Genomic DNA, 12,718 nt, shown 5'->3' with positions numbered 1-12,718 from the left:
CATGCCGCAAAGCCAGGACGGGGAGATCTTCCGCCCCGACGTCACCATCCTTCCCGGCCCCCAGGCCGCGCCGGTCCGCCGTGAGCGGTTCGCGATCCGCTTGAGCCCGCAGGACCTCGAACGGCGGGCCTGGAAGCGACGCGTCGACACCATCCACGTCAACACCGACGTCGTGATCAAGACCGTCGCGCGCTTCGACGAGATGCTCAAGGACCTCGGCGACGATGTCGAGGGGCAGTGCCTCGTCATCCCGGCCGCTTCCGGGGCCGGGAAGTCGCATCTGCTCGCCCGGTTGCAGCTCCGCCCGGCGCTCGTGCCGTTCCGCGACGAGTTCGGCCCCGTGCGGCCGCTGGTCTACATCAAGGCGCCGAGCCCCTGCACGCTGAAGACGCTGGGTCTCGCGCTGTACCTCGCCATGACGGAGAAGGAGCTTAGCGCCAACCTGAAGGAGCACGACATCTGGACCCGGGTGCGCCACCAGATGCACGCCCAACTCGTCTCCATCATCATGATCGACGAATTCCACCATGCCTTCCGCGGACGCACCGGTGACGAGCGGCGCACCCTGGTCGAGACGCTGAAGAACCTCGTCATCCCGGATCCGGACGATCCGCTTCGGCCGCCCGGCGCGGAGTTGCGCCCCGTCTCCCTCGTGCTCTCGGGCATGCCCTGGCTCAAGAAGGTGCTGAAGGAGGATTTCCAGCTCCTACGGCGCTGCGTCTTCAAGCCGATCAAGCCGCTGGGTCATTCGGAAGCCTGCGTGAAGAAGGCCACGAAATTCCTGTCGCTGGTCGAGGCAAGGCTCGGCTTCCCGGCCGCGTGCGGCCTATCGGAGCACGACATGGTGCAGCGCATGCTCAAGGCTTCGAACGGCTACACCGGTCGCATGATGCACCTCGTCAAGAAGGCGGCCTTCCGCGCCATCCAGTCGGGCAAGCCGAGCATCGGGCAGGTCGACCACCTCGGCTTCGTCTTCGAGGAGATCTTCGAGCTCGGTCCGCGCAGGAACCCGTTCCTAGTGGTCGATATCTCGACCCTGCCGAAGATGAAGGAGATCGAGTTCGAGAGGCTCACGCGCCTGACGGGGACCGCCGAGGCCGGGGTCGAGACGCAAGCCGACGACGCGTAGGGGGAAACCGATGCGGCTGACCATCATCCCGCCCGTCATCGACGGGGAATCCGCCGCGGCGCACCTGCTGCGCGCCTTCGACGTCAACGGCGAGCCGTGGAGCCGCGAACGCCTCAGGACCGCGGGTTATTCCATGAGCGACATCCTGCAGGGCCGCGCCGCCGGCCCCCTCGCGGATCGGCTCGGCCGTGGCGAGGACGCGTTCCGGGGTCGGACGCCCACCGAGATCACCAAGAAAAAGGTCGTGATCGCGGACGAGGTGATCCACCGGGACGACTGGACGACGAACGTTCGGCGGTGGTGCCCCTGCTGTTGGCGGGACGACCTTCGCAGGACGCCGTCGGGACGACACGCGCACTGGAACATCCACCGGCGCTTCTGGTGGGACGTGGCCGCCGTCGGCACCTGTCCCCTCCATCAAGTCCGCCTGGAGGCGTCATGCCCGATTTGCCGGACGGGCGTCACCTGGGAAGCCGGCTCGCTGACCCGTTGCAGGAACGGCCATTCCCTTCTCGCCTGCGAAGGCGCCAGGGTCCCGCCCGCGACGACGCTGGCGGACGCCTACGTGGTCGGCCGCCTCGGCGGCATGGCCCGGACCAGCGTGCCCCTCCTCGACGGCCTGACGCTCGCCGAGGCCTGCGACGCCATGGAGCGGTTCGGCGTCGCCCTGCTCGGGGGCGCCGACGGGGCCCTCTCGAAGTTTCCGGCGGAGCGCCATCCGGAGGTGTTCTCGGCCGGTCTCGCCACCGCCCGGGACTGGCCGCACGCCTTCGACGCCCTGCTCGACGGGATGGCCCGAGCCGACCATGTCGGCCTCGGCGCCTGGGGGGCCGAACAGGTCTACGGCTACCTGTATCTCTGGGCGAAGCGGCTGCCGGCGGGAGCGAGCGGGGATGCGGTTCGGGCGGCCCTCTACGCGCATCACGCCGGCCGGGGCCCGGTTCACAAGACCTCGGTGGTGATCCGGCATGCCGACGTCCCGTTGGTCAGCCTCGCCGACATCGCCGCGGAATGCGGCCGAAGGCCGGAGCTCATCGCCGGCTACGTCAAGGCCTTGGGCGCCTGGCCGGAACGGACGAGGAGGGGTACGCCCATCGGCATCGCCCGCGAGACCGCCGCCCAGATCCGGACTATCCTCGACCGCGCGCTCCGCGCGGAGGATCTGCCGGCGGCGCTCGGGCTGGCGAAGCGCCAGACGCGGATGTTGGTCGCGGCGCGGATCGTCCCGCCCGCCGAGATCCACGCGCGCGCCGGCATCAAGGCCGACGTCTTCGACCGGGATGCCGTGGCCGCCGTGCTATCCCGGATCCGTGGCTCGGCGCCGACCGTCGGGGCCATGCCCGCCGGCCTCCTTCCGCTCGCGCGAGCCAGCCAGCACGGCAAGGTCGACGGCGTGCGCGGCACCTGCGACATGATCCTGGCCGGCCAGCTTCGGGTCAGGGCGGTCCTGCGGGACGTACCCGGCCTCGCGGGCTTCCTGGTCGACCCGGAGGACATCAGGGTCGCGCGGCGTTCGCGCGAGGGTGGGGGCCTCACCCTCGAAGAGGTCGGCCGGCGGCTCACGGTCCCGACGGACAGCGTCGGCCTGATCGTCCGGGCAGGCCTCATGGCCGGGACGGCGACACCGAGCGGGGAAATCCTCGTGCGGGACGATGCGCTCGCGGCTTTCGAGACCGGGTACGCCACCACGGGTGCGCTCGCCAGGGAGATTGGATCCGGCGCGCGGTGGGTGAGGGAAGCCTTGGATCGGGCCGGCGTCGGGCCGGCCTTCGCGATTACGGGCCGGAAGACCACGACGGTATGGCGCCGGATGGATGTCCCGACGGACCTTCGGCGCCGCATCGCCAGGACCCACGCGCCGCGACCCTAGGAGCACGCCGCGACCGCCGTGCCGCGCGAGCGCCGTCGGCGCAAAGCCATGAGCGGGGCGATGAGGATCTGCGAGGGGCGTCGACCGAGGAACGATGTGACGCCGTCGTGGTTCGGGGAACCCGTCACCTTCCAGGGGACGCGAACGGAATGGATCATCGCCGCGACCGTGATCGCGGCGGCGGCCCATCGGTTCGGCTGGCGCGGCCTCGCGCGCGGATCCGTCCTCGGTGCGACCGGCGTCGCCGTGCTGGCGGCGCTGCGGGCGGCGACCTGCCGGATCGCCCGGCATTAGCTGGATCGGATCTCCGTCCTGCCGCTGCTCGGGTTCGGCCTCCGACGCGCTTATGAGGTCGCCTCCGGCCTGCGAGGCCGACACGGCGCCGACGTCCACCCTCGCGGTCAGGCTTGCACCTGCCCATCGACGCCGGCGGGCTCGGTTCGCGCCTCGGGCATCGGCAGCGGCGGGGCTGGTGAGCCTCGTGGTCTGGCCCGGCGTGTCCCGGCGCGAGGGGGCGGCGACCGCGACCGCCGGAAGCGGATCGGGGCTCGCCGTCCTCGTCCGCCGGGCTTGCTGCTGCGGGATGGGGCGCATCCTCCGAAGCATGCCGCTTGAGGTGCCGGACGCAATCGCGGCGGTGACGGTCACCGGTCACGACGCCTCTCGATACCGGCTCGGCTACACCGGCGTGGCTTGACGGGGCGTCCGCGCCGGCTGGACGAAACTCATGTCGGGGACGACCTGACCGGGGCCGCCGTTCCGCCCTGCGGATCCTGCGATCTAGGAGCGGCTCGGGGTCCCGCCGGGCTCGGCTTCGACCTGCGCGACGGCGACCTGCCGAACGCGCCGTGGCAGTTCGCGAGCGAGGGCGGCCTTCCTGTAAGGCGTCATCTTCCGCCACGCACGTATTTCCGGGACCGTGCGGCCGCAACCGAGGCACCAGCCGGTCCGCCCGTCCCACTGGCAAACCCCGATGCAGGGGTCGTCCTTCCTCATGCTAAGGCCTCCCCGCCACGCGACGCATCGGTCGCTGGACTTAAATAGGGTACCCCCCTATGTATTGCGAGGATGAGGACGCCATTCATGGCCCACACGATCAAGGACAGGACTAAGCTGCTGGCGCGGGTGCGCCGGATCAAGGGACAGGCGGAGGCGGTCGAGCGGGCCCTGGAGGCCGAGCACGGCTGCGCCGACGTGCTGATGCTGGTCGCCTCGATGCGCGGGGCCATCAACGGGCTGACCGCCGAGCTGATGGAAGACCACATCCGCCACCACGTCGTGAACCCGGACGCCGAGCCGGACGCCGAGCGCGCCCGGGGTGCCGCCGAGCTGATCGAGGTGGTGCGGACCTACCTCAAATGACGAGAGCCGGCCCATGACCCCGTTCGCCGACCTGCTGCAGCAGGGGACCGCGCATGCCTGGCTGTTCGTGCCTAGCGCCATCCTGCTCGGCGCCCTGCACGGCCTGGAGCCCGGCCATTCGAAGACGATGATGGCCGCCTTCATCATCGCGGTCCGGGGCACGGTCACGCAGGCGGCCCTGCTCGGGCTGGCGGCGACGCTCTCGCACACCGCGGTCGTCTGGGTGATCGCGCTGGGCGGTCAGTACCTCGGCCAGGAATGGGGCGGCGAGGCGAGCGAGCCGTACTTCCAGCTCGCCTCCGCGGTCGTCATTGTCGGCATCGCGCTCTGGATGGCTTGGCGGACCTGGCGCGAACAGCACCACGGTCACCATCATCACCATGGCGAGCACCGGCACGTCGTGACCGGCGACGGCCTGCTGACGCTGGAGGTGTTCGAGGACGGCGTGCCGCCGCGCTGGCGCCTCCGGGCCGGGACGGGTCCGCTGCCCGCGCCGGGTGCGGTCACCGTCGAGACGGTCCGTCCGGACGGCGGGCGGCAGACGTTCGCCTTCGCCGATGGGGGCGACTTCCTGGAGAGCCTGGAGGAGATCCCCGAGCCGCACGCCTTCACGGCGCGACTGCGCCTTGATGGGCCCGCGGGTGCGGAAACCCACGAGGTCGCGTTCGAGGAGCACGATCACGACCACGGTCACATGAACCTGGGCGACGAGGACGACGCCCATGCCAGGGCGCATGCGGAGGACATCCGGCGGCGCTTCGCCGGGCGGCAGGTGAAGACCGGACAGATCGTGCTGTTCGGGCTGACCGGCGGCCTGATCCCGTGCCCGGCCGCCATCACCGTCCTGCTCCTGTGCATTCAGCTCAAGCAGTTCAGCCTCGGCTTCGCGCTGGTCGTCTGCTTCAGCATCGGGCTCGCGGTCACGATGGTCTCGGCCGGGGTGCTGGCCGCCCTCAGCGTCAAGCACGTCGCGTCGCGGTGGTCCGGGTTCGGTGCCTTCGCCCGTCGGGCGCCCTACGCCTCGGCAGCCCTGATCGTGCTCGTCGGCCTCTACACCGGCTGGCTTGGCTGGCAGGGCATCCATCACGATCCCGCGGCGCACGCGGTCGGGATCGTCCCGTCGGTCAGTCCATCGTGAGCGCGGTCCCGACGGGCTTGGTCGCCCCGCCGGTCCTCGCCGCGAAAGCCCACGGCCGTCGAAGCGCAGGTAGACCGGCAGAGGTAGGCGAGATGGACGCGGCTGCCCGCTCGGAGCGAACCGGTCGAGCCTCCTGACGCGTGGGGCAAGCCGACGGACTTACCGGGCTGCAACCGCGAAGACCCGCATGGCGGGGTTCCGGCGGCGCATCGCCCCGCCCTTCGCCATTCGGTCCAAGCCGCGGCGCGTGGCATCCACGGCCTCCGGACCGAAGCGCCCGACGAACATCCGGCTCGGTTCAACCCGGCCGGGCCGCGGGCCAGCGTTGATGCAGGTCGTCGATGACGAAGGCGTGGGCATGCCGGCGCGTCCCGACGCCTTCCAGGTGCGGATGGCCCGATTCGAGGTCGGGGTGCGCGTGCTCGACGACGTCCGGGTCCGAGGCCGGCCAGAGCGCCGCCGCCGCGGCGATGGCGACCAAGGTCAGCGCGCCCAGCACCGCCAGCGTGACCGGCATGCCGGCCTTCGCGCCGAGCCAGCCGGCCAGCGGGTAGGTCAGAAGCCAGGCTACGTGCGAGAGCGCAAACTGGGCGGCGAAGACGGCCGGGCGGTCGCCGGGCGTCGCGGAGCGCCGGAGCAGCCGTCCGGTGGGAGTCTGCGCGGCGGAGTAGCCGATCCCGAGCGCCAGCCAGGCGGCCAGCAGCATAGGCCAGCCGATGACGCCGCCCCAGGTCGAGGCGGCGAAGCCGAGCAGCACGATGCCGAGGAACGACGCCGCCGGGAGCATGACCGTGCGGTCGGGAAGCCGGTCGAGCACCCGCGGCAGCAGCAGGGCCGCCAGCATCGAGCCGCCCCCGAACAGCCCGAGCGCCACCGCGACGTCGTTCTGGGGCCGGTGCAGGAGGGCCTGCACGATCACCACCGTGTTGACGATGACCATGGAGCCGGCCGCCGCCACCGCAAGGTTCAGGGCGAGAAGCCCGCGCAGTCGCGGCGTGGCGAGGTAGATCCGCAGACCCCGCGTGGTGCGCTCGTAGACCCCCGCGCGGCGCTCGGGCGGCGTCGGGGACGGGAGCGCCACCGAGACGACCAGGGCGGCCGAACACAGGAATCCGACGACCGTGCCGCCGAACAGCCAGTGGAAGTCGATGACCGTCAGCAGCAGGGCGGCCAGCGTCGGACTGAGAAGGTTCTCCAGGTCGTAGGCGAGGCGCGAGAGCGACAGCGCCCGGGTGTAGTCACGCTCCTCCGGGAGGATGTCGGGGATGGTCGCCTGGAAGGTCGGCGTGAAGGCCGCCGAGCACGCTTGCAGCACGAAGACCAGCAGGTAGACCTGCCAGACCTGGTCGACGAAGGGCAGTATCAGGGCGACGCCGGCTCGGACGAGGTCGGTCGCCACCAGGAAGGCGCGGCGGGGCAACTGCCCCGTGAAGGCGTTCGCGATGGGCGCCACCAGCACGTAGGCGACCATCTTGATGGCGAGCGCCGTGCCCAGCACCGCCCCGGCCTCGGCCCCGGCCAACCGGTAGGCGAGCAGGCCGAGGGCCACCGTCAGCAAGCCGGTGCCGATCAGGGCGATGACCTGCGCGGCGAACAGGTGCCGGTAGGTGCGGTTCGCGAGGACGCTCAGCATCGGGGCCTCATAGGTACCTGGCGAGCGCCTTGAACTCGGCCAGCGCCGCCTTGGCGGACTTCCCGCCGTCCGCGACCCCGTCGCCGATGCAGTGCTCCATGTGATCCTCGATCAGCGTGCGCTTCGCGTTGGCGATGGCGCTCTCGACCGCCTGCAACTGCTGGGCGAGGTCCACGCAGGAGCGGCCCTCCTCGATCATCGCGATGACGCCGGCGAGATGGCCGTGGGCGCGCTTCAGCCGCTTGATGATCTCCGGATGGGAGGCGTGCACGTGATCCATATTGACATGCTATCCCCCCGGAGGGGATAAGGGAAGGGTGTTCGTCGCGCCGGGATGGACGGCGCTTGCCGGGAAGAGGGTGTCGGGTGTCATTCGGACGGCGTCTCATGACGGTGGCCGTCGCGTTGCTCCTGGCGGCCGTGACGGTGATGCCGTTGCTCGCCGAGGCCCGGCACGCGGCCTCCGGTCCCGTCGCGCTCGCCATGCCGTCGGTTGCGGGGCAGGACCATGCCGACGCCCACCAGGATGCCGATGACCTGGTCCACCACGCGCAATCGCACGCGCAGGGCGTGATGCCCGTCGCCGCCAAGGCTCCCGCGAGCATGGTCCCGTCAGCGGCGCGGTCGTTCGCCCGCCTGGACGACGTCTTCCGAGCCGGGGGCGGGGCGCAGGGACCGTTCGAGCCTCCGAGGGCCTGAGGCTTTCCGCCTCTCCCCATCCTCGAACGACGGCGCCGTGCGCGTGCGGCCGCCCGTCCATGGCACCGACATGTCCAGACGTCTCATCCCCGTTCTGCTGGCCCTCGCCGCCGGCGTCTTGATCGCGACCTGGTGGCCTGGCGCTCCCGATGCGGTCCGCGCCATGCTGGCGGGCGCCAGAGGGGCCGCCGCGCCCGCCAAGCCCGAACCGCACGCGGCGGCCGGTTCGGAGCCGGAGAGATCCGGCCTCGTCAAGCTGACGGACGACCAAGTCGGCAAGGCCGGCATCCGCGCGGACGAGGTCGGTGGCGGGAACCTCTCGCGCCACCTGCACGTGCCGGGCACCATCGTCCCGAACGCCAACCTGACCGCCCGGATCGCGGTGAAGACCACCGGCACGGTGGTGGAGCTGCGCAAGGGGCTCGGCGACAAGGTCGCCAAGGGCGAGGTCGTGGCGCTTCTCGACAGCCGCGAGATCGCCGACGCCAAGGGAGAATACTTGGCGGCTCGGGTGACGGCCGCGCTCCAGAAGACCCTGTACGAGCGCGACAAGGAACTCTGGGACAAGCGCATCTCGTCCGAGCAGCAGTACCTGCGCTCGCAGGCGAGCTACCAGGATCTGAAGGTCAAGGAGGACGCGGCGCGCCGCAAGCTGACCTTCCTCGGCCTCAGCCAAGCCGAGATCCAGGCGTTGCCGAACCAGCCGGAGGCGCAGTTCGAGCGCCAGGAGATCCGCTCGCCGCTCGGTGGCAAGGTCGTGGAGCGGCGCGTCGACCTCGGGGCGGCCGTCGGCCGGGACAACCTGGAGACCGAGCTCTACAGCGTCGTCGACCTATCGACGGTCTGGGTCGATCTCGCAGTGAGCCCCGGCGACCTGCCGCTGGTCCGCGAGGGCCAGACGGTGGCCTTGAGGGCCGAGGCGACCGGCGAGGCCGCGCGCGGTCGCATCGTCATCATCGTGCCCGTCCTCGACCAGGCCACGCGCGCGGCGCGGGTCGTCGCGGAACTGGCCAACCCGGACGAGACCTGGCGGCCCGGGTCTTTCGTGGGTGCCGAGATCGTGATCTCCGACAAGCCGGTGCGGGTGCTCATCCCGGCCTCGGCCATCCAGACCTTGGAGGGCAGACCGAACGTCTTCGTGCGGGTGGCCGCGGGCTTCGAGGCGCGGCCGGTGACGCTCGGGCGGTCGGACGACGCCGCCGTGGAAGTGACGGAGGGGCTGGAGCCCGGCGAGGCCGTGGCGGTGGCCAACACCTTCACGCTGAAGTCCGAGCTCGGCAAGGCCGCGGCGGAGGACTGAACCGTGATCCGTTCGATCCTCGCCTTCTCCGTCGCCAATCGCTACGCGGTCATCCTGGTGACGCTCATCGCCACCGCCTTCGGGGCCTGGTCGCTCGCGCGGCTGCCCATCGACGCGGTGCCGGACGTCACCAACAACCAGGTCCAGGTCAACGCCATCGCGCCGGCGCTGACGCCGGTCGAGATCGAGAAGCAGGTCACGGTCCTGGTCGAGCGGGCGCTCGCCGGCACCCCGGGCCTGGAGAGCTTGCGCTCCTTCTCCCGCAACGGCTTCGCCCAGCTCACGGCCGTGTTCAGCGACAAGGTCGACGTCTACTTCGCCAGGCAACAGGTGAACGAGCGCCTGGGGGAGGTGCGCAACACCCTGCCACCCGGGGTCGAGGTCAGGCTCGGGCCGATCTCGACCGGCCTCGGCGAGATCTACTGGTGGGCGGTCGAGTACCAGGCCGCCGGCGACGGCGCCCCCGTCCGCGACGGCCTGCCGGGCTGGCAGTCGGACGGCAGCTACCTGACGCCCGAGGGCGAGCGGCTGAGATCCGACTTCGAGCGCACGGTCTACCTGCGCACGGTCCAGGATTGGATCATCCGGCCACAGATGAAGAGCGTACTGGGCGTGGCGGGCGCCGACGCCATCGGCGGCTTCGTCAAGGAGTACCAGGTCAAGCCCGACCCGATGAAGCTCGTCGGCTACGGCCTGGGCTTCGCCGACCTGACCCGGGCCATCGGCGCCAACAACGTGACCCGGGGCGCCAACTACGTCGAGCGCAACGGCGAGGGCTATGTCGTCCGGGCCGGAGGGCTGATCGAGACCGTCGACCAGATCCGCGACGTCGTCGTGGCGACCCGGGCCGGGATACCGATCCTGGTGAGGGACGTCGCCGAGGTCGGGATCGGTCGCGAGCTCCGGACCGGCTCGGCCAGCGAGAACGGCCGCGAGGTCGTGCTGGGCACCGCCCTCATGCTCATCGGCGAGAACAGCCGAACGGTCTCGGCGGCCGCGGACGCCAAGATCAAGGAGATCAACAAGCTCCTCCCGCCGGGTATCCAGGCCCGGACGCTGCTGAGCCGGACCGACCTCGTCGACGCCACGGTCCGGACGGTGTCCAGGAACCTGGCCGAGGGCGCGCTGCTGGTCGTCGCGGTGCTGTTCCTGGCGCTCGGCAACATCCGCGCGGCCATCATCACGGCCCTGGTCATCCCCGTCGCCATGATGCTGACGGCGACCGGCATGCTGGCGGGCCGCATCAGCGCCAACCTGATGAGCCTCGGCGCGCTCGACTTCGGGCTCATCGTCGACGGCGCGGTGATCATCGCCGAGAACAGCCTGCGGCACCTGGCGGAGCGGCAGCACGCGCTGGGACGGAAGCTGAGCCTGGACGAGCGGCTGGAGACCGTGCGCGTCTCGGCCGAGGAGATGATCAAGCCGAGCGTCTACGGGCAGGCCATCATCATCCTGGTCTACGTGCCGCTGCTGACCTTCACCGGCGTGGAGGGCAAGACCTTCGCACCCATGGCGCTGACGGTGCTGATCGCGCTCGTGGCGGCCTTCGTGCTGTCCCTGACCTTCGTCCCGGCGATGGTCGCGGCCTTCATCACCGGGCGGGTCGGCGAGGGCGACAACCTGCTGATCCGAGGACTGAAGGCGGCCTATCGACCGGTGCTGGGCGGGGCGGTCCGGACGCCCTTGGTTTTCATAGGCGGCGCGGTTGTCGTCCTCGGGCTGGCCGGGGCCCTGGCGACGCGGCTCGGCCAGGAGTTCACCCCGACGCTCGACGAGAAGAACATCGTCATGGAGGCGCGGCGCATCCCCTCGACGGCCATCTCGCAGTCGCAGGCCATGCAGCTCGGCGTCGAGGACGCCATGAGCAAGTTCCCGGAGGTGGCCTTCGTCTACTCGCGCTGCGGCACGCCCGACATCGCCGCCGACCCGATGCCGCCGAACGCCTGTGACACCTACCTGATCCTGAGGCCCCAAGCGGAGTGGCCGGACCCGTCCGAGACGAAGGAATCGTTGATCGCCCGCATGGACGCCGAGGCGAAGCTGATCCCGGGCACGCTGCTCGGGTTCTCGCAGCCCATCCAGATGCGCTTCAACGAGCTGATCGCGGGCGTTCGCGACGACCTCGCGGTGAAGGTGTTCGGCGAGGAGTTCGGCCCGATGGTCGACGGCGCCCGCAAGATCGCCGGCATCCTGCGCGGCCTGGAGGGCGCCGCAGACGTGAAGGTCGAGGAGGCGGTCGGGCTGCCGTTCCTGGAGATCAAGGTCGACCGGCGCGAGATCGCCCGGCGCGGCTTGAGCATGGCGGACGTGCAGGACGTCATCGGCACGGCGGTCGGCGGCAAGGACGCCGGGCTGGTGTTCGAGGGCGACCGTCGCTTCGCCATCGTGGTCCGGTTGGCCGACGACGTCCGGGGCGATGTCGAGGCACTGAGGAACCTGCCGGTGCCGCTACCGCCCGCGCAGGCCGCGCCCGCGCGGGCGGGCACCGGGGTCCCGGCCGCTCCCGGTCCGGCCGGCGGGACGAGCGTGCCGCTGCGGCAGCTCGCCTCGTTCGCCTTCGGCGAGGGGCCGAACCAGGTGAGCCGCGAGAACGGCCGCCGCCGCGTCGTGGTCACCGCGAACGTGCGCGGGCGCGACATCGGCTCGCTGGTGGCCGAGGCGCAGGCGCGCATCGCCGCCGAGGTGCGGCTGCCGCCCGGTTACGAGGTGAAGTGGGGCGGGCAGTTCGAGAACCTGACGGCCGCTCGCCAGCGCTTGGCGGTGGTCGTGCCGGCCTGCTTCGCGCTGATCTTCCTCCTGCTCCTCGGGGCGCTCGGGTCCGGGCGCGACGCGCTGATCGTGTTCAGCGCCGTGCCGATGGCCCTGACCGGCGGCGTGGCGGCCCTGTGGCTGCGCGACATGCCCTTCTCGGTCTCGGCGGCGGTCGGGTTCATCGCGCTCTCGGGCGTCGCGGTCCTGAACGGCTTGGTGCTGCTGAACCACATCCGCGCGCTCGTGGCGGAGGGAACGGCGATTCCGGATGCCGTCCGCGAGGGCGCCCTGACCCGGCTGCGGCCGGTGGCGATGACGGCCTTGGTCGCCGCCCTTGGCTTCGTCCCGATGGCCCTGGCGACGGGCACGGGTGCGGAGGTGCAGCGGCCGCTGGCGACCGTCGTCATCGGCGGCTTGGCCAGCGCGACCGTCCTGACGCTGCTGGTCCTTCCGGCGCTTTACGTCCGGTTCGGCAAGGCCAAGGCGTCCTTCCCGTCCGCTCCACGAGGCCATGTCGTGGCGTGGACCGACCCACGAACACCTTAGCCGGACGGCCTCGCGAGCGGTCGGATCAGGCCGACCGCATCACGGCGGGACAAGGTTCCGGGCAAATCGGGACAAGCTGTGTTGAGAGCGTCGCTGTCGCTGAGCCGAAAACGGGACAAGCTTTCATGAGAGCGTGTCCTGCGCAGCCGCGCGCATGGATCGGCATCACCGAGGCTGCCCCGGACCGAGTGAGACGGCGCCCACGCGGCGGGACGGCGTAACCCGATGCGTGCCGCCGTGTTCAACGCATTTGGGAACGCCCTGTCTTCGATCGCGTACCGCCACCGCGT

The 12,718-nt window shown here is 71.0% G+C and carries 11 protein-coding genes; 8 read left to right on the top strand and 3 right to left on the bottom strand.

Annotated features, from left to right (window positions below):
* Nucleotide 1: 1 nt before the first annotated feature.
* From ME121_RS00975 to ME121_RS00965, 3 genes are all read left to right on the top strand, one after another.
* Nucleotides 2–1,129 (top strand): ATP-binding protein, encoded by a 1,128-nt coding sequence (locus ME121_RS00975; RefSeq protein ID WP_007565597.1) that lies wholly within the window; start codon nucleotides 2–4, stop codon nucleotides 1,127–1,129.
* Between the two features lie 10 nt (nucleotides 1,130–1,139).
* Nucleotides 1,140–2,999 carry a TniQ family protein gene (locus ME121_RS00970; RefSeq protein ID WP_059408019.1) on the top strand — a complete coding sequence of 620 codons (1,860 nt, stop codon included), beginning with the start codon at nucleotides 1,140–1,142 and terminating at the stop codon, nucleotides 2,997–2,999.
* Nucleotides 3,000–3,095: 96 nt separating this feature from the next.
* On the top strand, nucleotides 3,096–3,293 hold the full coding sequence (locus ME121_RS00965) for a hypothetical protein (RefSeq protein WP_059408017.1): 198 nt from the start codon (nucleotides 3,096–3,098) through the stop codon (nucleotides 3,291–3,293).
* Between the two features lie 486 nt (nucleotides 3,294–3,779).
* On the opposite strand, the gene ME121_RS33040 is transcribed toward ME121_RS00965, so the two are convergent.
* Nucleotides 3,780–3,995, bottom strand: a complete 216-nt coding sequence (locus ME121_RS33040; RefSeq protein ID WP_089231195.1) for a DUF1289 domain-containing protein — start codon at nucleotides 3,993–3,995, stop codon at nucleotides 3,780–3,782.
* Nucleotides 3,996–4,082: 87 nt separating this feature from the next.
* On the opposite strand from ME121_RS33040, the gene ME121_RS00960 reads away from it, so the two are divergent.
* Together ME121_RS00960 and ME121_RS00955 are read left to right on the top strand one after the other, a co-directional pair.
* Nucleotides 4,083–4,361 carry a metal/formaldehyde-sensitive transcriptional repressor gene (locus tag ME121_RS00960; protein WP_050735140.1) on the top strand — a complete coding sequence of 93 codons (279 nt, stop codon included), beginning with the start codon at nucleotides 4,083–4,085 and terminating at the stop codon, nucleotides 4,359–4,361.
* A 13-nt stretch (nucleotides 4,362–4,374) separates the two neighbouring features.
* Nucleotides 4,375–5,499 (top strand): nickel/cobalt efflux transporter, encoded by a 1,125-nt coding sequence (locus tag ME121_RS00955; protein WP_059408014.1) that lies wholly within the window; start codon nucleotides 4,375–4,377, stop codon nucleotides 5,497–5,499.
* A 298-nt stretch (nucleotides 5,500–5,797) separates the two neighbouring features.
* On the opposite strand, the gene ME121_RS00950 is transcribed toward ME121_RS00955, so the two are convergent.
* Together ME121_RS00950 and ME121_RS00945 are read right to left on the bottom strand one after the other, a co-directional pair.
* Complete coding sequence (locus ME121_RS00950; RefSeq protein WP_059408012.1) at nucleotides 5,798–7,132, bottom strand: MFS transporter; 1,335 nt, start codon at nucleotides 7,130–7,132, stop codon at nucleotides 5,798–5,800.
* A 7-nt stretch (nucleotides 7,133–7,139) separates the two neighbouring features.
* Nucleotides 7,140–7,412, bottom strand: coding sequence for a metal-sensing transcriptional repressor (locus ME121_RS00945; RefSeq protein ID WP_059408010.1), 273 nt, complete (start codon nucleotides 7,410–7,412; stop codon nucleotides 7,140–7,142).
* Between the two features lie 107 nt (nucleotides 7,413–7,519).
* Between ME121_RS00945 and ME121_RS00940 the strand changes: the two genes are divergently transcribed.
* The 3 genes from ME121_RS00940 to ME121_RS00930 all read left to right on the top strand — a co-directional run bounded on the left by ME121_RS00940 (nucleotide 7,520) and on the right by ME121_RS00930 (nucleotide 12,428).
* The gene (locus tag ME121_RS00940; RefSeq protein WP_059408008.1) at nucleotides 7,520–7,831 is read left to right on the top strand and encodes a hypothetical protein; all 312 of its coding nucleotides are present in this window, start codon (nucleotides 7,520–7,522) and stop codon (nucleotides 7,829–7,831) included.
* A gap of 70 nt (nucleotides 7,832–7,901) precedes the next feature.
* On the top strand, nucleotides 7,902–9,131 hold the full coding sequence (locus ME121_RS00935) for an efflux RND transporter periplasmic adaptor subunit (protein WP_059408279.1): 1,230 nt from the start codon (nucleotides 7,902–7,904) through the stop codon (nucleotides 9,129–9,131).
* 3 nt (nucleotides 9,132–9,134) lie between these two features.
* The gene (locus ME121_RS00930; protein ID WP_059408006.1) at nucleotides 9,135–12,428 is read left to right on the top strand and encodes an efflux RND transporter permease subunit; all 3,294 of its coding nucleotides are present in this window, start codon (nucleotides 9,135–9,137) and stop codon (nucleotides 12,426–12,428) included.
* Nucleotides 12,429–12,718 lie beyond the last annotated feature (290 nt).

The sequence above is a fragment of the Methylobacterium sp. ME121 genome, assembly GCF_000974725.1.
GTDB lineage: Bacteria > Pseudomonadota > Alphaproteobacteria > Rhizobiales > Beijerinckiaceae > Methylobacterium > Methylobacterium radiotolerans.
This window is presented reverse-complemented; position numbering and strand designations above follow the sequence as displayed.